This window comes from Halarchaeum rubridurum, from assembly GCF_014647115.1.
GTDB classification, from domain to species: Archaea; Halobacteriota; Halobacteria; order Halobacteriales; family Halobacteriaceae; genus Halarchaeum; species Halarchaeum rubridurum.
On the sequence record NZ_BMOO01000004.1, the window covers coordinates 1 to 18253 of the forward strand.

Here is an 18253-nt window from a genome sequence, read left to right on the forward strand (position 1 = left end):
AATCTCTCCGCTTCAACTCCTTTGATTTAGCGCCCCACCCCGACGCCGTCTAATGATTCAACACAGCCGTTTCAGGCCACCGCGACGACGATGTGCTTGAGGACGACGATCCAGACGATGCTGACGATGCCGAGCGCGAGCGTGGCGAGCGTCCACGCCTGGTAGGCCGTGGCGGTCTCCATGTCGGAGAACTCGGTGATTATCCAGAAGTAGGAGTCGTTGGCGTGGCTGACCGTCATGCTCCCGGCGCCGATGGCGAGCACGGCGAAGACGCTCCCCCACGTGCCGGCGAGGCCGAGGTTGGGGAGGAGCGGCGCGACGATGCCGGCGGTGGTGAGGATGGAGACGGTCGAGGAGCCGAGCGTCGTCTTGAGCGCGGCGGCGAGGATGAAGACGGCGATCAGGCCGAGCCCGAGGCCGCCGAGGGCGTTGCCGACGAAGTCCTGGAGCGGGAGCGCGCCGAGGACGCTCCCGAACGCGCCGCCCGCGCCGGTGACGGCGAGGATGACGGCGGCGTTCGTCAGCCCCTCGCTGACCCACTCGCTCGACATCTCGTCGGTGTACGTCGGGACGGTGGCGAAGCCGACGAACGCGCCGATGATGAGCGCGACGGAGGGGTCGCCGACGAACTGGAGCGCGCTCTGGAGTTGGCCGGTGACGAACGCGGGGTTCTCCGCGCTCGGATAGGTGGCGACGCTGCCGAGCGCGATGAGGACGATGGGGATGACGAGCGGGGCGAACGCGGCGGCCGGCGAGGGGAGCTGGCCGTACTCGGCCTCGATCTCCTCGACGGTCGTCTCGGGTGCGGGGTCGATCTCGTAGTTCGAGGCGACGCGGTCGGCCCACTTCGCGGCGACGAATATCACGGGGACGCTGACGACGAGGCCCGTGAGCATCACGAGGCCGATGGGTGCGCCGAGGATGCCCGCGGCCGCGATGGGGCCGGGCGTCGGCGGGACGAAGACGTGCGTCGTGTAGAGCCCGCCGGCGAGCGCGACGGAGACGGTGGCGAGCGAGAGCGACGAGCGCTCCGCGATGGCGCGGTTCAGCCCGGAGAGGATGACGAACCCGGAGTCACAGAAGACGGGGATGCTGACGAGCCCGCCCGTGGCCGCGAGCGCCTCGGTCGTCAGGTCCTCGCCGAAGAAGCCGAGGACGGTCTCGGCGATGACGATTGCGCCACCGGACTTCTCCAGGATGGTGCCGATGATGGTCCCGGCGAGGATGACGATGCCGATGTAGCCGAGCGTCCCGCCGAAGCCGTCGGTGACGAGCGTGGCGGCCTCGGCGGGGTCGATCCCGCCGAGGAGCGCCGTTCCGTACGCGGCGACGAGCAGCGTCAGGAACGCGTGCAGTTCGAGTCGCGCCGTCGCCACGACGATGAACGCGACGGCGAGCAACAGTAACGCGAGCAGTGCGTAGCCCTGTAACATACGCTCCGTACTGGGCGTCCGCTAGTAATAATCATTATGTTCGAGTCGTCAGGCGAGACAGGCCGCGACGACGCGGAGGGCGTCGGGGCCCCGGACCTCCTCCGCGAGCAGCGGGACGCGCTTCACGTCGTGGCCCCGGAAGAGGTCCTGGGCCTCCGCGAGCGCGTCCTGCTGGACGTCCCAGCGGCGCTGGCAGAACGCACACGCATCGAGGTTCGGCGAGACGAACGTCTCCGCGGGGACCTCGGGCACCACGTCCACGAGCGGCTCCATCACCTTGTTCACGACGACGGTCGAGACCGGGATGCCGAACTCCGCCAGGCGCTCGCGGAGGCGCTTGGCCTCCGTCACGCTCATCCCCTCGGGGACGGTGACGATACGGAAGTCCGTCCGCGCCGGGTCGGTCAGGACGGCGCGGAGTCGCGTCACGCGCTCGCGGACCTCCTCGACGCCGGCCATCCCCGCGTCCGCGTCCGCGCCGCCGCCGAACAGCCCCTTCATCGAGTCCATCATCCCGCCCATCTTCTCGCGGAACTGGAGCATCCGCCCCATCATCGAGTCCATCAGCTCCGGGAGTTCGAGCAGGCGGAGCGTGTGGCCCGTCGGCGCGGTGTCGACCACGACGCGCTCGAAGCGCTCGTCGTCGAGGTACTCCACGAGCAACTGCATCGCCGCCGCCTCGTCCGCGCCCGGCATCGGCCCGCCGAGCGGGGTCGCCATCTCGTCGCCCGCGCCGCCGAGGAGGTCCCCGAGGCCGCCCATCGGCCCCGCACCGTCCTCCCCGCCGAGGCCCATCGCGCCCGCGCGCTCCATCGCCTCGTCCGGGTCGATCTCGACGCCCCAGAGCGGGACGTCCTCGCGGAGCCGCCCGGGCTGGCTCGGGACGTCCACCCCGTACGTGTCCGAGAGGCTGTGCGCCGGGTCCGTCGACACCACGAGCGTCGGCGTCCCGTCCGTCGCGCTCGCCAGCCCCGTCGCCGCCGCCATCGTCGTCTTTCCCACGCCGCCCTTCCCGCCGTAGAGGACGTACTCCGCCGTCCCCGCCGCCACGCTCGGCGCGTCGAGGTCCTCGACGGCCTCCACTTCGAGTTCGCTCATACGTGGGTGAGGGGGTTCCCGTCAGGTAGGTCCTCCGTCTTTTTCCCGTTCGGGTCGCACGAAGCGCGAACCTCTCGAAGCAAAAACACGGTCCGCGCGAGCGAAGCGAGACGTGGGGCGAGCCGGGCCACAGGTCCCGCGAGAGAGAAAATCCCGCACGGTGAAACTCGCGCCCACGCCACGGGTGCGCTGGACCGGATGCGTTCGATACAGACCCGTCTGGACCGAATCGAAGAGATGATTCCGCCACGACGTGACCGAAGCAGCCAGTGTATCTACTGTCGAAAAGGCTATTCGGTTACATAATCGAGTTGCCAGTATGGGGGAACATGATGGGGATAATGGCTTGAGAGAAACGATTGTAACATTTCTTGGAGAGTGGCAGCTAGGAGCGATCCTTCTAGTCGGTTCCACTATTGTCGGGTTTGTTTTTGGCGCTATTGTGGGATCGGTGTGGTCTGGATTTTTCGGGGTAGTTAGCGTCGTTATCGGCTCAATACTGGCATTTTCTCTATTCTCGTACTTGCTCTACGGGTGATAAGGCATCACGTCTACTAAACAGTCGTTTCACGACGAGCGACGACGCATCGAACGAGGCGGGCTAGCGTTCGCGGGACGAGCGGTCCAAGGGACCCGGTAGTCCCGCGGTTCACTCGCGCAAAGCGCGAGGCGCAAGGACCACCGGAGGTGGTCCGCCGCGCTTTTGCGTGCGAGACGACGGAGTCGCCTCACTGCATAGGAAGAAACGACGCTTCTTCCGATGGCCGACCGTTTGCCAGCGATGGCGAAGCCGTCGCACAGCAAACGGTCGTTTAGAAGAACTCGACTAACCGTTCGGCAGCGGTCTCGACGCGCGGGGTGACGAGTGCGAAGCGGAGCCAGTCGCTGCGGGCGTCGCCGAAGGCTTCGCCGGGCATGCCGGCGACGCCGGCCTCGTCGATGAGGCGTTTGGCGTTCGCCATCGTGCCGGGGTAGTCGGGGAAGCGCGCGAGGACGTAGAAGGCTCCCTCGGGCGTCGTGTATTCGGCGCCGGCGCGGTCGAGGGCGGCGGTGAAGGTCCGAACGCGCTCGCGGAGGCGTTCGCGGTTCGCCTCGTGGTAGGACGCGTCAGTCGTTTCGAGGGCGCGGAGGACGGCGGCCTGGGCGGGCCTGCTGGTCGCCACGTTCGTGAGCATGTTGCGCGTTCGGGCGGCGGCGGCGTCGCGCTCGGGGAGGACGGCGTACCCCACCCGAAAGCCCGTGATGGCGTACGTCTTCGAGAAGGAGTTGGTGACGACGACGTGCTCGGAGTCGAAGGCGAGCGCGGAGGTGAAGGTGCCCGTGAAGTCGTAGTGGTCGTACACCTCGTCGGAGACGAGCATCGCGTCGTTCGCCTCGGCGATGCGGACGAACTCGCGCATCGTCTCCTCGCCGTACACCGCCCCCGTGGGGTTGTTCGGGGTGTTGACGACGATGCAGGCGGTCTCGTCGCTCGCGGCGGCGCGGACGTCCGCGGGGTCGAGGCCGCCGTCGTCGGCGACGGGGACGAAGCGCTGGACGCCGCCGAGCATCTCGGCCTTCCCGGGGTAGTAGGGGTAGACGGGGTCGGCCATGAGGACCTCGGAGCCGTCGAAGCGTTCGAGGGCGCGGGCCATCCCGAGGGTGTTCGCCATGCCGCCGCCGTTGGTGACGATGACGCGCTCGGTGGCGACGCCGCGGCGCTCGGCGACGCGCTCGCGGAGCTCGCGGAGGCCGGCGCTCGGCGGATATTGGAACGCCTCGCCGCCGGTGTCGGCGTAGTCGTGGAGGCCCTCGCCGATGCCGTCGGGCGCGCCCCAGTCGGGGTTCCCCGAGACCATGTCGACGACGTCGCGGTCGGCGGCCTCCGCGTACTGCATCACCGTGAAGAAGAGCGGTTCCTCGTACTCCATGCGGGGAACCGCGGCCGCGAGGGTGTTAAGCGCTTCCCGACGAGGACGAGGCCGCGTCGCGCGTCCACCCGGGGTCGCGGCCGGTCCGGGCGATGTGGCCGGCGCGACAGGCCGGACAGACGTCCGGCGTCTCGTCGGTGCTCCGCGGGACGTACACCGCCCCGCCGCACTCGACGCAGGCGTCCGCGACGACGGTCGCGCAGTCCGCACAGACGTTGAAGTCGTCGACCGTCAACTCGCGGAGAGGTTCGAGTCGTTTGTCCAGGACGTACTCGTCGATGACCGACCCGCAGTTCTGACACGATTGCATAGCGATCCGTATTGGTGTCTGTTGGCACGGCACATATAGTTGTCCCCCGAGTGGCGAAGCGACGCGCGGGCCGAACCGCTTACGTGTGCGACGCGACCCACAACGGGTATGACGAACAACGCGGACCCGGACGCGGCGCGACGCTACTACGACCTCGTCGACGACGAGGACTACGAGGGCCTGCTCGGGCTGTTCAGCCCCGACATCGTCTACGAGCGCCCCGGTCAGCCCGCCATCGAGGGCCTCGCGGACATGGAGGCGTTCTACGAGACGGGCCGGCCCCTGGAGGACGGCGAGCACACGGTCTTCGACGTCGTCGCGGACGGGGACACCGTCGCCGTCCGCGGGCGCTTCGAGGGCGTGCAGGACGGCGAAACGGTCGCCTTCGGCTTCGCGGACTTCCACGAGTTCGACGACGAAGGGTTCATCGCGCGGCGCTACACCTACACGGACCGGGACACGGTCTGAGACGACACCCACAAGCGCAATACCGCTCCTCTCTCTACACCGGTGTATGCGCGACTACGCCGACGACCCGCCGGTCGAGGAGCGTCTCGGCGACGCCCTCCGCGCGGCCGGTGACACCATCGCCACGACGGAATCCTGCACGGGCGGCCTCGTCGGGTCGCTCCTCACGGACGTCCCGGGCTCCTCGGACTACTTCGACCGGACGTACGTCACCTACACCTACGACGCGAAACTCGACACCGGCGTCTCCCGCGAGGCACTCGACGGCCACGGCGCGGTGAGCGAACCCGTCGCCCGCGAAATGGCGCGCGCCGTCCGCGACGCCGCGGGGACGACGTGGGGCGTCTCCACGACGGGAATCGCCGGCCCGACGGGCGGGAGCGAGACCAAGCCCGTCGGCACCGTCTACGTCGGCGTCGCGCACGCCGGCGCGTGGGGCGCGGACGACACCTACACGACCGTCGAGCGCTACGAGTTCGACGGCGAGCGGACCGAAATCAAAGAGCAGATCGCCCGGCAGGCGCTCGACGACGCCCTCGCCGCCGTGGAGGCCCGCGAGTGAACAAGAAAGACCACATCCTCAACGGCGGCCTGCTCGGGATCGGTCTCGGCTTCGTCCTCCACCCGGAGGGGAACGTCCAGACGCTCGTCACGATGGCCGCCGTCTTCGTCCCCGTCGTCCTCGGCGCGCTCTTCCCCGACATCGACACCGAGTTCGGCAAGCACAGAAAGACCCTGCACAACGTCTTCGTCGTCGCCCTCCTCTACGGCTACACGATCTACTTCGGGAACCTCCAGTGGGTGTGGATCGGCGTCGTCTCCCACTTCGTCCTCGACGTCCTCGGCTCGAAGCGCGGCATCGCGCTCTTCTACCCGCTCTGGGACGAGGAGTTCGGCACGCCCGTCGGCGTCACGACGGCCTCGCAGTACGCGACGGTCATCACCATCGTCATCACGCTCGTCGAGCTCGCCGCGGTGTACGCCCTCCTCACCTACGCGCCGAGCGTCATCCCGAACGTCGACCTCTCCGCGGTCTCCGTGCAGGCCCTCGGGCTCGCGCCGTGGGTGTGACCCCCAGTACTCAGTAGACCCGGACGTCGTCGAAGCGCCCCTCGTAGGCGATGTGGCGCGGGTGGGTCGGCTCCATCCCCGAGAGCAGGACGCGGTCCATCTTCTCGTAGGTGTTCTCCCACGCGAGGTGACAGAACTCCGCGCGACAGCGCAGGGTGTGTCGCCACCCGGTGCGGTGTTCGACGCGCCGCGGCGCGCCGTCCTCGAAGGCCGCACAGAGGTCGGCCGCGCTCTCGATGTCGCGCTCGAACGTCGTCCACACCTCCCCGACCGTCGCGCGCCGGTGGGCGTAGCTCGACCCGAACGCCGGGAGCCCGTGGGCCTCGACGAGTTCGCGCGCCCGCTCGTTCTGGTACGGCCACTGCTTGGGGTTGTACACCTCGCCCGCGGCGAGTCGGTCGCCGTAGCGCTCGAAGTCGGCGGGCCCGAGGCTCACCGTCGCGAACGTCGGGTGCGGCGCGAGCACGGTCGCGTCCTGCTCGTCGAAGGCCCCGAACGCGCCGTCGAGCGTGATGAAGTCCGGGACCGGGTCCTCGAGGCCGAGCGCGAGCACGTGTCTGCGCGCCTGCCACGGGCCCGTGAAGACCTCGCGGGCCGGGACGACGAGGAGGTCGTCGTCGGTGAACGCCGCGGCGCGCTCGCGGATCGCCGGGAGGCGCGTGAAGTGCGGTGCGTACACGAGCACGTCGATGCCGCGGGCCTTCGCACGCGCCGCGACGTCGGCGTCCAGAACTTTCACGTGTGGGTCGACGCGGGTCTCCGTCACGCGACGGCGTACGCGGGGCGAGGCTTTTAGCGTTACACTTTCGCGCGCCCGGCCGGACGCTTTTTCCGCGCGCCGCGAGACGCCCCGGTCATGACCGACGACTGGCGCGACGACGACATCGACGCCGTGCTCCGCGTCCTCTCGCAGGGCGGACTCGGCGTCTCGCCCGCCGGAATCGCCGCGAACGCCGACGCGCTCCTCGACGAACACCTCTCGATAACCGACGTCGAGGCCGCCCTCGACGCCCTCGCCGAACGCGACATCGTCGAGACGCTCGACAGCGACGCCTCGGGCGCGTACTACCGGCTCACCGACCACGGCCGGGACTACGTCGACGCCGAGTTCGCGGCGAACGCCTTCGGCTACGTCGACTGAGCGGAGAGCCGAAGGGACGCGACGCGAACCGTCGTTCGGTCGGTTCGGCGGTCCGCGCCCCTCCGGGTCACCGCGTTCCCCGCTCGTGTTCGTGTCGCCGGGGAACGCGTCGCGTCGCTCGGCGTTCCTCGAAGTCGTCTCACGGCGCTTCGCGCCGTTCGACGGGCGACATCTCGCTCGTCGAGCCAGTGGGACGCGCCGCGTCCCCACCCTGTTCGACTGTTCGAGGAGCTATCGCTCCTCGCTATCCGCGTGAATGAGAACGAACGCGGGGTCGGGGAACGCGCTAGCGTTCCTCGGAGTCGAGCACGCGAATCTGGTCCCCACGGACCGTGACGGGGATGGGGACGGTGGCCTCGTAGAGTTCGACGGTGACCTGGTCTTTGCCCTCGTCGATGCGCTGGACCTGGGCCTTCTCACCCTTGAACGGGCCGGCGATGAGTTCGACGATGTCGCCCTCCGCGATGCCCTCGACGTCGGGCTTCGGGCTGAGGAAGTGCTCGACCTCGCTGATGGAGGACTCGCCGGGCACCATGCTGCGCGCGTGGGGGATCTCCTCCATGACGCGCGAGATGACGGCGTCGTTGTCCGCCTCGACCATCACGTAGCTGGTGAGCGCGTCGGGCGCGAGGACGGCGTGGATCTCGTTCTCCTCGCGGTTGGCGATCATGCTCGCGACCGTCTGCTCCTGGCTCGCGGTCGTCTTGACGGCGAACACGCCCATACGTTAGACACCCGTCCCGGGGATGACGCCCATGACGAGGAAGATGACGAAGCCGATGATGCCGATGAGGAGGATACCGGCCCCGGCGATGAGGGCGATCTGGGAGAACTCCTCCCACTCCGGGGTGCTGGCCAGTTTCAGCACCCGCGTGTACGCTGAAAGCTCTAGGGGAACGTCCATACGGGCGATTCGGCGTCGGTACTTTTCTATCTTCCGCAACGCTCGCGGGGCGCGGCGACGCGATCCTCAGAGGCCTTCGAGGCTGCGGAGCTTCTGCTCGACGTCCGGGGGCGCGCCGCTCGGGGCGTCCCGGACGCAGTGGTCGGGGACGAGGAGGGGGACCGGGTTCTCGGCGAGCGCGGTGCGCGCGAGTTGTCGGTCGGCCTCCTCGTCGGCGTCGAGGCCGGGCGTCATGCGCGTGAGCGTCTCGACGGTCACCTGCTCGCCGTAGCCGACCTCGCGGACCTTCTCCAGCACCGCGCGCTGGTTCGTCGGCATCGTGAGCCCGACGGCGACGTCGGCGAAGTCGTCCTCGACGCCCTCGAAGTAGGCGCTCAGGCGCTCGAAGAGCGGGTGGTCGTCCCGGGCGTCCTCGTCGGGGTCCTTCGGGAAGGAGACGTCGATGACGCGGTCGCCGGCGACGCCGAGCTGCACGTAGCGGTCGAGGTACGTCGAGGCGAGCGCGTAGATGCCGGCGTCCATACGCGCCCGGTCGGCCAGCGCGGACTTGAAGGTTCGTGGTCCCGACGGTCGGAGGGAAACTCTCTTGTACAGATACGTGCATCAGTGTACAGTAATGGACGATAGTCTCGCACCACAGGTGCGTTCGATCCTGCGCGCGGCGCGCGAGCGCGACGTCGCGGACGGCCGGGTGTCGGTCGAGCCGCGCCCGCTCGGAGCGGCGTTCACGGACGCCGAGGCGGACGGACGCGTGCCCGTGATCGCGGAGGTGAAGCCGACGAGCCCGACGACGGAGGGCGAGCGGACGGACGACCCCGTCGAGCTCGCGGAGGCGATGGTCGCCGGCGGCGCGAGCGCGCTCTCCGTGCTCACCGAGCCCGAGCACTTCGGCGGCTCGACGGCGAACCTCGAACGGGTGCGGGCGGCCGTCGACGTCCCCGTGCTCCGCAAGGACTTCGTGGTGCGCGAGGCGCAACTCGACGCCGTCGAGGCCGACGTCGTGCTCCTCATCGCGCGCTTCATCGGCGACGACCTCGAACGGCTCCACGACGCGGCGCGCGAGCGCGGCTTCCAGGTGCTCGTCGAGGTCCACGACCGCGCAGAACTCGAACGCGCCCTCGACGCGGGTGCCGAGTACGTCGGCGTGAACAACCGCGACCTCGCCGAACTCGACGTGGACCTCGGGACGTTCGAGGACGTCGCGCCCGCGGCCCCCGAGGACGTGACGCTGATCGCGGAGAGCGGAATCAGCTCGCCCGCGGACGTCCGGCGGATGCGCGCGGCGGGCGCGGACGCGCTCCTCGTCGGCTCCGCGATCATGGACGGCGACGTCGCCGCGAACACCGAAGCGTTGGTGAACGCGGAGGTGGTGGAGTCCACATGAGCCGACGCGAGACCGCCGCGGACGCGGAGACGAACGCGGGCGCGAGCGCGGGGAAGTTCGGTCGCTACGGCGGCCAGTACGTCCCCGAGGTCCTGATGCCCGCGGTCGAGGAACTCACGGACGCCTACGAGCGCTACGTCCTGGAGAACGAGGACGGCTTCGTGGACGACTTCCGCGAGCGCCTGCGCGACTTCGGCGGGCGACCCACCCCGCTGGGACGCGCGGACAACCTCTCGGAGCGGTACGGGATCGACGTCTACCTCAAACGCGAGGACCTCCTGCACGGCGGCGCGCACAAGCTGAACAACGCGCTCGGGCAGGTCCTGCTGGCGAAGTACATGGGGAAAGAGCGGATCATCGCGGAGACGGGCGCGGGCCAGCACGGCACCGCGACGGCGATGGCCGCCGCGTACCTCGACATGCCCTGCGAAATCTACATGGGTCGGACGGACATCAACCGCCAGCGCCCCAACGTCTTCCGGATGCGCACCCACGGTGCGGAGGTCAACCCCGTGACCGTCGGTTCCGGGACTCTGAAGGAGGCGACGAACGAGGCGATGCGCGACTGGGCGACGACCGTCGAGAACACCCACTACGTCATCGGGTCGGTGGTGGGTCCCCACCCCTTCCCGACGATGGTCCGGGAGTTCCAGTCCGTCATCAGCGAGGAGGCCCGCGAGCAGGCCCGCGAGCAACTCGGCGGGCTCCCCGCGGCCGTCATCGCCTGCGCGGGCGGCGGGTCGAACACGATGGGCGCGTTCCACGAGTTCGTCGGCGACGAGGACGTGGACCTCTACGCCGTCGAGGCAGGCGGCTCGGGCCTCGGCGTCGAGGAGTCGGAGAACTACGCGCCGAACTCCGCGAGCCTCGGCACGGGCTCCGTCGGCGTGCTCCACGGCGCGAAGACGAAGCTCCTCCAGACGGTCGAGGGCCAGATCGTCGAGTCCCACTCGGTGTCGGCGGGCCTCGACTACGCCGGTGTCGGCCCCGAGCTCGCCCACCTCGTCGACGAGGGGAGAGTGACGCCCGTGAACGTCGGCGACGACGCGGCGCTCGCGGCGTTCCACCGACTCTCGCGCGAGGAGGGGATCATCCCCGCGCTGGAGTCGAGTCACGCCATCGCCTACCTGGAGGCGTACGAGGGCGACGGCCCCGTCATCGTGAACGTCTCGGGGCGCGGCGACAAGGACCTCGACACCGTCATCGAGGAGTCCGAGAAGCGTGACCTCGATGAGGCCCCGGACATGGAGGTGTTCCGCGCGTGAGCGCCGACGACGTCACCGCGGCGTTCGCGGACGGCCCCGCGCTCGTGCCGTACGTCGTCGCGGGCGACCCGAGCGCCGACGCCACCGAGCGGTACGTCGAGGCGCTCGTCGACGGCGGCGCGGACGTAATCGAGCTCGGCCTCCCCTTCTCGGAGCCCATCGCGGACGGCCCGACGATTCAGGAGGGCATCCGGCGCGCGCTCGACGCCGGGATGACGCCGGAGCGCTATCTCGACCTCGTGCGCGACCTCGACGTCGACGTCCCGGTCGTCTGCATGACGTACTACAACCTCCTCCTCCAGTACGGCGAGGGCGACGAGGTCGAGACGTTCGTCGAGGCGGCGGCCGACGCGGGCGTCTCCGGGCTCATCGTCCCCGACCTCCCCGTCGAGGAGTCCGCGGAGCTCGAGGCCGCCTGCGAGGCGCACGACGTCGCGCTGATATTCATCGTCGCACCGACCACCACCGCGGAGCGCGTCGAGCGCATCCTCGGGCGGGCCTCGGGCTTCGTCTACGTGCAGGCGCGCATGGGGACGACGGGCGCGCGCACCGACGTCTCCGAGGACACCTACGAGAGTCTGGAGCGGCTTCCCGAGGGCGACCTCCCGTACGCGGTCGGCTTCGGCGTGAGCGAGCGCGAGCACGCGAGAGCCATCGTCGAGGGCGGCGCGGACGGCGTCGTCGCCGGCAGCGTCTTCGTCGACATCGTCGCGGAGGCCGAGAGCGTCGAGGCGGCCGCCGCGGCGCTGCGCGAGAAGGCCGCGGAGCTGACGGCCGGCATCGCGGACGCGACGCCGGGCGGAGCGCCCGAACCGGAAACGACAAAGTAGCCCGTACGGTACCACGTACCAACACGATGCACACGGGTACACGGGCACGCCTCGACCGGATCGGCACGGACGGCAACTACCTCACCGTCCCGATGGACCACGGCGTCACGCTCGGGCCGGTCGCGGGCCTGCGCGACATCGAGTCGACCATCGACGCGGTGACGAGCGGCGGCGCGGACGCCGTCCTCACCCAGAAGGGGATCGCCGAGCGCGTCCACCCGAACAAGAACGACGCGGGCTACATCGTCCACCTCAACGGCTCGACCGTCATCGGCCCGGACGAGAACGACAAACGCCAGACGGCCACCGTCGAGGACGCCGTGCGCGCCGGCGCGGACGCCGTCTCCTTCCACATCAACGTCGGCAGCGACCACGAACCCGACCAGCTCACCGCGCTCTCCGAGGTGACGAGCGAGGCCCACCGGTTGGGACTGCCCGTGCTCGCCATGGCGTACGCCCGCGGCCCCGGCGTCGACGGCCACGACCCCGAGGCGCTCGGACACGCCGTCCGCCTCGCCGAGGAGCTCGGGGCGGACCTCGTGAAGACCGCCTACTCGGGCGACGCCGAGAGCTTCGCGCACGTCGTCGGCTCCACCGCCAAGCCCGTCATCATCGCCGGCGGCAGCCCCGAGGGCGACCGCGCGACGCTCGCCGCCGTCCGCGGCGCGATGGACGCCGGCGGCCGCGGCGTCTCGATGGGCCGTTCGATCTTCCAGCACGACGACCCCGGTGCGATGGCCAGCGCCGTCTCCGCCATCGTCCACGACGACGCGGCCGTCGACGACGCCCTCGCGCACTTCGACTGAGTCCCCCGATTCCTTTTTTCCGCCGCCGCGCTATCGGTCGCCGTGGGACGACTCAGCTACGACTTCGACGGCGAGACGGTGATCGTGACCGGCGGCAGTTCCGGTATCGGACGGGCGGTCGCGGCGCGCTTCGGCGAGGCGGGCGCGACGGTCGTGGTCGCCGACGTGGACGAGGAGCCGCGCGACGTGGACGCCATCGTGCCGACCGCCCAGCGCATCCGCGACGCCGGCGGCGAGGCGCACTTCGTCGAGACGGACGTCTCGGACCCCGACGACGTCGAGAGCGTCGTCGCGGCCGCCCGCGAGTTCGGCGGCGTCGACGTGATGGTGAACAACGCGGGAATCAGCCGGCAGGCCCCCTTCCTCGACATCGACCCGGACGACCTCGACGCGCTCTACGAGGTGAACGTGAAGGGCGTCTTCGTCGGCACGCAGGCCGCCGGCCGCGACATGGTCGAGCGCGACGACCCCGGCTGTATCGTCAACACCGCCTCCATCAGCAGCGAGGTGAGCCAGTTCGGCCAGTCCGCCTACGACGTCTCGAAGGCCGCGGTACAGATGGCGACGCGCGGGGCCGCCCTCGAACTCGGCGAACACGGCGTCCGCGTGAACGCCGTCGCGCCCGGCCACATCGGCACCGAAATCACCGAGGGGTGGACCGAAGAGGCGCGCTCGTACGACCGCGAGAGCGACCTCCTCAAGCCGTTGCCGCTCGGCCGCGCCGGCACGCCCGAGGACGTCGCGGGCGCGTTCTGCTGGCTGGCGAGCGAGGACGCGGCGTACGTGACGGGGGAGACGGTGACCGTCGACGGCGGCTGGCTCGTCACCTGACACCTCACGGTGCGTTCTGCTGGCTGGCGAGCGAGGTTCACGAGAGCGGCGCTCTCGTGAGCCAGCCGGGCCGGCGACGCCGGTCCGGCGCTGACGCGGCGTACGTGACGGGGGAGACGGTGACCGTCGACGGCGGCTGGCTCGTGACGTAACGCCCCGACGGCGCTCCCCCCATCGCTCGACGCACGGTCGCGTCGCGCCGCCGGCGATACCGACGGGCGGCGTGGCCGTAGTCGCCACGTTCAAGCCGCAGCGTACTGAGGTGCAACTAATGACACGCGAAGTGTGGCTGAAGGCCGACGGTGCCGTCGGCGACTGGGAGGCGCGAAAGCGACGCATCACCGCCGGTCTCGAAGCCGGCGTCGACTGGGTGCTCGTCGACGAGGCCGACGTCGCGCGCGTCCGCGAACTCGGCCAGGTGAACGTCGCCGCGTTCACGAGCGAGGACGCCGACGTGATCGGCGAAGCGGAGGACGACGCCGCCGAGGCCGACGCCTACGTCGTCGGCAAGAACGGCGAGGGCGACGGCACCGTCGACCTCCCCAGCGACTTCTCCGGGAGCGCGGACCTCACGACGCTCCGGCGGAACGACGACGTGACGGGCGCGTACGTCCGCATCCTCGGCAAGGAGTACGAGGCGTTCGCCGAGGCCGCCGCCGAGACGGCCGACTACACGTTCGTCGTCGGCGAGGACTGGACGATCATCCCCCTGGAGAACCTCATCGCGCGCATCGGCGAGGAGACGACGCTCGTCGCCGGCGTCACCACCGCCGAGGAGGCCGACACCGCCTTCGAGACGCTCGACATCGGCGCGGACGCCGTCCTCCTCGACAGCGACGACCCCGACGAGATCAGACGCACCGTCGGCGTCCGCGACCGGGCGGAGCGCGAGACGCTCGACCTCGAATGGGCGGAGGTCGTCGAAATCGCCGAGGCCGGCGCGGCCGACCGCGTCTGCGTCGACACGGGGACGCTGATGGACGGCGACGAGGGGATGCTCGTCGGCTCGATGAGTCGGGGGCTCTTCTTCGTCTACGCCGAGACCGCGGAGTCGCCGTACGTCGCCTCGCGGCCCTTCCGCGTGAACGCCGGCGCCGTCCACGCCTACATCCGGACGCCCGGCGGCGGCACGAAGTACCTCGCCGAGCTCGAGAGCGGCGACGAGGTGCAGGTCGTCGACGTCGAGGGCCACACCCGCGAGGCCGTCGTCGGGCGCGCGAAGATCGAGCGCCGCCCGATGTTCCGCCTCACCGCCGAGACCGACGACGGCGACCGCATCGACACCCTCATCCAGAACGCGGAGACCATCAAGGTCGAGACGGAGGACGGCCGCACCGCCATCACGGACGTCGAGGCCGGCGACCGCGTCAAGGTCTTCACGCAGGAGGGCGGCCGTCACTTCGGCGAGCAGGTCGAAGAGCGCATCATCGAGAAGTAGGGACCGACCCTCCCTAGGCGTCGCGGTCCGGATTCCGGTTCTCCTCGCCCGGATACTCCCACTCCAGTTCGGTCGTACACCACGGGCAGAAGTCGAGTTGGGTGTCGAGTTCCTTCCCGCAGACCGGGCAGGTCGGTTCGCCGCTCGCCGAACGCGCCGGCGTCGACTGACGGACGGCGAGGAAGTAGGCGTCGACGACGTTGCAGAGGCGCACGATGAGGAGCGCCGCGGCGGCCTCCGTGGGCAGCGTCGCGGCGCTGAGCGCGCCGAAGTCGCCGTTCGCGAGCGCGAGCTGGTACGTCTGGATGAGCGAGTCGGGGACGAGGACGTACGCGGTGGCGAAGGAGAGCACGACCCACCCGAGTGCGCGGAGCCACGCCCGAAGGTACGCGTGTCCGATCCCCGGGTATATCACGGAGAGGGCGGCCGCGACGACGCCCCTGCGGTTGACACTCACGGTTACGCGGTATAGACCGGGGTGGCTCTTAAACGCGGTCCTCTCGGGCGACGCGCGGCGGGAGCGCACGATGCGACGGGAGGACGGAACGGAAAACCGGAAACCGAGAGCCGAGAACGAGCGCGCCGTCCTACTGCGGCGACGGGCTACCGCCCTGCGCACCGGCGCTGCCCTTCTCCAGGGCGCCGCCGGTGATGTTCTTCAGCCGGTCGACGAGCGAGTCCTTCTCGGGCTCGCCGACGAGCGCGAGGTCGAGGACCTCGCTGATGTGGCTGACCGGGATGACCTCGATCTGGTCTTTGTACTCGTCCTCGATCATGACGTCCTGCTCGTTCGCCTTCGGGATGATGACGCGGTCACAGCCCGCCTTCGCGGCGGCCTCGATCTTGTGCGTCACGCCCCCGACGGGGAGGACGTCGCCGCGCACGGAGAGACTGCCGGTCATGGCGAGGTCCTGCGCGATGGGAATGTCTTCCAGGGCGCTGATGACGGCGGTGGCGACCGTGATGGACGCGGAGTCACCCTCGACGCCCTCGTAGGACTGGACGAACTGGATGTGGATGTCCTTGTCCGCGATGGATTCCCCGGTATATTTCTTGATGATGGCGGAGACGTTCTCGACGGCCTCCTGGGCGATTTCCTGGAGCTTCCCGGTGGCGTATATCTCGCCGCCCTCGCCCTGCCGGGGCGTGACTTCGGCCATGACGGGCATCATGATGCCGGAGTCCCCGCCCATGACGGCGAGGCCGTTGACGCGGCCCACGGCTTCGCCGTCGGAGGTCTTCAGCTCGTAGTCCTTGCGGCGCGCGATGTAGTTGTCCGCGACCTGCTGCTCGATGGAGCGCGAGCGCTTCTTCGCCTCGAGGACGTCGTCGCGCTCGGTGTACTCGTGGCCCTTCGAGCGGGCGATGTCGCCCGCGACGCGGACGAGCCCGCCGAGGTTACGCAGTTCGAGCGTGAGGTGCTCCTTGCGGCCCGCGCGGCGTTTCGCCTCAAGGATGACCTCGCGGACGGCGTCCGGCGTGAAGTCCGGGAGCTGGCCGTCGCGTTCGACCTCCTGGGCGACGAAGCGCGCGAACTTCCGGCGCATCTCCGGGGTGTCGTCGATGGTGTCGTCCATGTACACCTCGTAGCCGTACCCCTTGATGCGCGAGCGCAGCGCCGGGTGCATGTTCTCCATCGCGTCCATGTTCCCCGCGGCGACCATGATGAAGTCGCAGGGGACGGGCTCGGTCTGCACCATCGCGCCCGAGGAGCGCTCGGACTGGCCGGTGATGCCGAACTCGCCCTCCTGAATCGCCGTCATCAGGTGCTGTTGGGAGCGGACGTCGAGCGTGTTTATCTCGTCGATGAACAGCACGCCCTTGTTGGACTTGTGTATCGCGCCGGCCTCGACGCGCTCGTGGGCCGGGGTCTCCATGCCGCCACTCTGGAACGGGTCGTGGCGAACGTCACCGAGGAGCGCGCCGGCGTGCGCGCCCGTCGCGTCCTCGAAGGGCGCCGTCTGGCGCTCGGCGTTGTTGATGAGGAGCTTCGGAATCATCGCGTCGCTCCCGCGATTCGAGTAGCGGAACGCGAAGTAGATGATCCCGGCCGCGAGGATACCGAGGAGGATCGCGCCCTCGACGAGGAAGGCGTAGCCGACCACGACCGCGAGGACGATCCACATGAGGAAGGTGCGCATCTGGTTGCGCTTTCGCACCTCCTCCTGGTGGGCCTCGACGATCTGGTCGCCCTTCCCGGCGGGGACGGTCCGGACCTTCGGTTCGTTCGAGTCGTCCGGGTTGTGGTAGACGAGGACGTCCTGCAGACTCTCCTTCGGGAGGAGTTGGCTCATCGCCTTCGCCAGCATGGACTTCCCCGTCCCCGGAGTGCCGATCATCATCACGTGACGGTGCTGTTTGGCCGCGCGCATCACGATGTCGCGGGCCTCCTCCTGGCCGATAACCTGATCGACCAGGCGGTCTGGCACCTTGATGTCCGCCGTCGAATCGACCTTGAGGCCGCCGAGGAGGTCGTCCTCCGCTGCGTCCTCGTCGATCTCGACGTCGCCCTCGACGTCCACTTCGCTACCGAGGTCGTCGAGGTCGCCGTCGGGCGAGGGGTCCGGGCGGGCGTCGGTGTCGTTCTCCCCCTCGTAGGGAGTGTCGGTCGTACGGTCGTTGCTCATAGAACCCTTATCGCTAGCTGTTCGAAGGGGTGCGCGATTGATATACTTTCTCCCTCCGCGGAGCGACGAAAACGCCCGACACCGGCGCGGAGCGCCGGATATTCGCGGGGCGGTGAGGACGTCTCGCCACGCTTATGCGGGCCCGGTGGGTGAGTGTGGGTACCGAATCACTACACCATGACTCGTGGGTTCTACATCGGGCGGTTCCAGCCGTACCACCAGGGTCACCACCGCGTCGTGGCGGACATCGCCGAGGAGGTCGACGAGCTCGTCGTCGGCATCGGAAGCGCGGACCAGTCCCACAGCGTCCGCAACCCCTTCACGGGCGGCGAGCGCATCATGATGATCACGAAGGCGCTCGCCGACCTCGACCTCGTGACGTACGCCGTCCCCCTCGAGGACATCAACCGCAACGCCGTCTGGGTGAGTCACGTCCGCTCGATGAGCCCGAACTTCGACGTCGCGTACTCCAACAACCCGCTCGTCGTCCGCCTCTTCGAGGAGGCCGGCATCGAGGTCCGGGGCTCCCCGATGTTCGACCGCGAGGTCCTGCGGGGCACCGAGATACGCGAGCGGATGATCGCGGGCGACGACTGGACCGAACTCGTCCCCGACGCCGTCGAGAACGTCGTCTCCGAGGTCGACGGCGTCGAGCGGATTCGACAGGTGAGCGACACGGACGTCGAGGCAACCCCGAACGACTGAGCGACCCCCGCGCTTTTCTCGCTCGCTCGCGT

22 protein-coding genes are annotated in these 18253 nt (G+C 69.4%); 12 read left to right on the forward strand and 10 right to left on the reverse strand.

The features are described from left to right. Nucleotides 1-71 precede the first annotated feature (71 nt). The gene (locus IEX84_RS08785) at nucleotides 72-1433 is read right to left on the reverse strand and encodes a GntP family permease (RefSeq protein ID WP_188871988.1); all 1362 of its coding nucleotides are present in this window, start codon (nucleotides 1431-1433) and stop codon (nucleotides 72-74) included. Nucleotides 1434-1481: 48 nt separating this feature from the next. Further along, a complete protein-coding gene (locus IEX84_RS08790; RefSeq protein ID WP_188871990.1) occupies nucleotides 1482-2531 on the reverse strand; it encodes an ArsA family ATPase in 1050 nt (349 codons plus the stop codon). A gap of 319 nt (nucleotides 2532-2850) precedes the next feature. Here IEX84_RS08790 and IEX84_RS08795 point away from each other — a divergent pair, with 319 nt between their 5' ends. Continuing rightward, on the forward strand, nucleotides 2851-3069 hold the full coding sequence (locus tag IEX84_RS08795) for a hypothetical protein (protein WP_188871992.1): 219 nt from the start codon (nucleotides 2851-2853) through the stop codon (nucleotides 3067-3069). 274 nt (nucleotides 3070-3343) lie between these two features. Here IEX84_RS08795 and IEX84_RS08800 read toward each other — a convergent pair whose 3' ends face one another. Further along, entirely contained in the window at nucleotides 3344-4441 is a 1098-nt protein-coding gene (locus tag IEX84_RS08800) for a pyridoxal phosphate-dependent aminotransferase (RefSeq protein ID WP_188871994.1), read from the reverse strand. Nucleotides 4442-4466: 25 nt separating this feature from the next. Beyond that, the gene (locus IEX84_RS08805) at nucleotides 4467-4751 is read right to left on the reverse strand and encodes a DUF7571 family protein (RefSeq protein WP_188871996.1); all 285 of its coding nucleotides are present in this window, start codon (nucleotides 4749-4751) and stop codon (nucleotides 4467-4469) included. Between the two features lie 108 nt (nucleotides 4752-4859). Between IEX84_RS08805 and IEX84_RS08810 the strand changes: the two genes are divergently transcribed. From IEX84_RS08810 to IEX84_RS08820, 3 genes are read left to right on the forward strand one after another with little or no spacing between them, the layout of a single operon-like run. Then, nucleotides 4860-5219 (forward strand): nuclear transport factor 2 family protein, encoded by a 360-nt coding sequence (locus IEX84_RS08810; protein ID WP_188871998.1) that lies wholly within the window; start codon nucleotides 4860-4862, stop codon nucleotides 5217-5219. A 46-nt stretch (nucleotides 5220-5265) separates the two neighbouring features. Then, entirely contained in the window at nucleotides 5266-5781 is a 516-nt protein-coding gene (locus IEX84_RS08815) for a CinA family protein (protein WP_188872000.1), read from the forward strand. After that, nucleotides 5778-6290 (forward strand): metal-dependent hydrolase, encoded by a 513-nt coding sequence (locus IEX84_RS08820; RefSeq protein WP_188872002.1) that lies wholly within the window; start codon nucleotides 5778-5780, stop codon nucleotides 6288-6290. Before IEX84_RS08815 ends, IEX84_RS08820 begins: the two co-directional genes overlap by 4 nt. 10 nt (nucleotides 6291-6300) lie before the next feature. Here the strand turns inward: IEX84_RS08820 and IEX84_RS08825 are convergent, their stop codons facing one another. Further along, a complete protein-coding gene (locus tag IEX84_RS08825) occupies nucleotides 6301-7056 on the reverse strand; it encodes a PHP domain-containing protein (protein WP_188872004.1) in 756 nt (251 codons plus the stop codon). Between the two features lie 90 nt (nucleotides 7057-7146). Between IEX84_RS08825 and IEX84_RS08830 the strand changes: the two genes are divergently transcribed. Continuing rightward, nucleotides 7147-7431, forward strand: a complete 285-nt coding sequence (locus IEX84_RS08830; RefSeq protein ID WP_188872006.1) for a hypothetical protein — start codon at nucleotides 7147-7149, stop codon at nucleotides 7429-7431. 286 nt (nucleotides 7432-7717) lie between these two features. On the opposite strand, the gene IEX84_RS08835 is transcribed toward IEX84_RS08830, so the two are convergent. The 3 genes from IEX84_RS08835 to IEX84_RS08845 all read right to left on the reverse strand — a co-directional run bounded on the left by IEX84_RS08835 (nucleotide 7718) and on the right by IEX84_RS08845 (nucleotide 8857). Further along, nucleotides 7718-8155: a transcription elongation factor Spt5 gene (locus IEX84_RS08835; protein ID WP_188872009.1), complete on the reverse strand. Its 438-nt coding sequence runs from the start codon at nucleotides 8153-8155 to the stop codon at nucleotides 7718-7720. Between the two features lie 3 nt (nucleotides 8156-8158). Continuing rightward, nucleotides 8159-8335 carry a protein translocase SEC61 complex subunit gamma gene (locus IEX84_RS08840; protein ID WP_188872011.1) on the reverse strand — a complete coding sequence of 59 codons (177 nt, stop codon included), beginning with the start codon at nucleotides 8333-8335 and terminating at the stop codon, nucleotides 8159-8161. A 66-nt stretch (nucleotides 8336-8401) separates the two neighbouring features. Continuing rightward, a complete protein-coding gene (locus IEX84_RS08845; protein WP_188872013.1) occupies nucleotides 8402-8857 on the reverse strand; it encodes a methylated-DNA--[protein]-cysteine S-methyltransferase in 456 nt (151 codons plus the stop codon). A gap of 94 nt (nucleotides 8858-8951) precedes the next feature. Here IEX84_RS08845 and trpC point away from each other — a divergent pair, with 94 nt between their 5' ends. From trpC to IEX84_RS08875, 6 genes are all read left to right on the forward strand, one after another. Continuing rightward, nucleotides 8952-9719, forward strand: a complete 768-nt coding sequence (gene trpC, locus IEX84_RS08850; protein ID WP_188872015.1) for an indole-3-glycerol phosphate synthase — start codon at nucleotides 8952-8954, stop codon at nucleotides 9717-9719. Beyond that, nucleotides 9716-10984 carry a tryptophan synthase subunit beta gene (gene trpB, locus IEX84_RS08855; protein ID WP_188872017.1) on the forward strand — a complete coding sequence of 423 codons (1269 nt, stop codon included), beginning with the start codon at nucleotides 9716-9718 and terminating at the stop codon, nucleotides 10982-10984. The genes trpC and trpB overlap by 4 nt, the downstream gene beginning before the upstream one ends. After that, nucleotides 10981-11814 carry a tryptophan synthase subunit alpha gene (trpA, locus tag IEX84_RS08860; RefSeq protein WP_188872019.1) on the forward strand — a complete coding sequence of 278 codons (834 nt, stop codon included), beginning with the start codon at nucleotides 10981-10983 and terminating at the stop codon, nucleotides 11812-11814. Before trpB ends, trpA begins: the two co-directional genes overlap by 4 nt. 26 nt (nucleotides 11815-11840) lie before the next feature. Further along, nucleotides 11841-12620 carry a 2-amino-3,7-dideoxy-D-threo-hept-6-ulosonate synthase gene (locus IEX84_RS08865; protein WP_188872021.1) on the forward strand — a complete coding sequence of 260 codons (780 nt, stop codon included), beginning with the start codon at nucleotides 11841-11843 and terminating at the stop codon, nucleotides 12618-12620. A gap of 42 nt (nucleotides 12621-12662) precedes the next feature. Next, entirely contained in the window at nucleotides 12663-13451 is a 789-nt protein-coding gene (locus IEX84_RS08870) for an SDR family NAD(P)-dependent oxidoreductase (RefSeq protein ID WP_188872022.1), read from the forward strand. A 271-nt stretch (nucleotides 13452-13722) separates the two neighbouring features. Beyond that, a complete protein-coding gene (locus IEX84_RS08875) occupies nucleotides 13723-14889 on the forward strand; it encodes a 3-dehydroquinate synthase II (RefSeq protein ID WP_188872024.1) in 1167 nt (388 codons plus the stop codon). Between the two features lie 13 nt (nucleotides 14890-14902). Here the strand turns inward: IEX84_RS08875 and IEX84_RS08880 are convergent, their stop codons facing one another. Together IEX84_RS08880 and lonB are read right to left on the reverse strand one after the other, a co-directional pair. After that, a complete protein-coding gene (locus IEX84_RS08880) occupies nucleotides 14903-15346 on the reverse strand; it encodes a DUF7575 domain-containing protein (RefSeq protein ID WP_188872025.1) in 444 nt (147 codons plus the stop codon). Between the two features lie 130 nt (nucleotides 15347-15476). Then, on the reverse strand, nucleotides 15477-17516 hold the full coding sequence (lonB, locus tag IEX84_RS08885; protein WP_188872027.1) for an ATP-dependent protease LonB: 2040 nt from the start codon (nucleotides 17514-17516) through the stop codon (nucleotides 15477-15479). Between the two features lie 177 nt (nucleotides 17517-17693). Between lonB and IEX84_RS08890 the strand changes: the two genes are divergently transcribed. After that, nucleotides 17694-18221, forward strand: a complete 528-nt coding sequence (locus IEX84_RS08890; protein WP_188872029.1) for a nicotinamide-nucleotide adenylyltransferase — start codon at nucleotides 17694-17696, stop codon at nucleotides 18219-18221. Nucleotides 18222-18253 lie beyond the last annotated feature (32 nt).